The sequence below is a fragment of the Duganella violaceipulchra genome (assembly GCF_019166075.1).
Lineage (GTDB): Bacteria > Pseudomonadota > Gammaproteobacteria > Burkholderiales > Burkholderiaceae_D > Rugamonas > Rugamonas violaceipulchra.
Genome location: NZ_JAHTGR010000136.1, coordinates 1 through 424 on the forward strand (window position 1 = coordinate 1; position 424 = coordinate 424).

The window sequence follows — 424 nt, forward strand, 5'->3', positions numbered from 1 at the left end:
CAATCGCCAACACCCAACTCTACATCCTCGACGCCCACCTGCAACCGGTGCCGGTGGGAGTAACCGGCGAGATCTACATCGGCGGGGCGGGTGTAGCGCGCGGCTACCTGAATCGGCCGGAGTTGACGGCAGAGCGTTTCCTGCCGGATCCGTTCAGTGCGCAGGCGGAAGCGCGGCTATACAAGAGCGGCGACCTGGGCCGCTGGTTAGCCGATGGCAACATCGCGTATGTAGGAAGGGACGACTTCCAGGTTAAGATCCGTGGTTTCCGGATTGAGCTGGGCGAGATCGAAGCCCGGCTGGCGGCCTGCGAAGGCGTGCGCGCAGCGATTGTGATCGCACGCGAAGACCAGCCGGGCGACAAGCGGCTGGTGGCGTACGTGATCGCGCAAGCAGGGGCAGAAGAAGGGGCCTTGTCGGCAAC

1 protein-coding gene is annotated in these 424 nt (G+C 64.4%); it reads left to right on the forward strand.

Annotation, left to right across the window (positions count from 1 at the left end; all coding sequences use genetic code 11):
- On the forward strand, window positions 1–424 hold a 424-nt coding region (locus tag KVP70_RS33335), incomplete at both ends, for an AMP-binding protein (protein ID WP_217946722.1).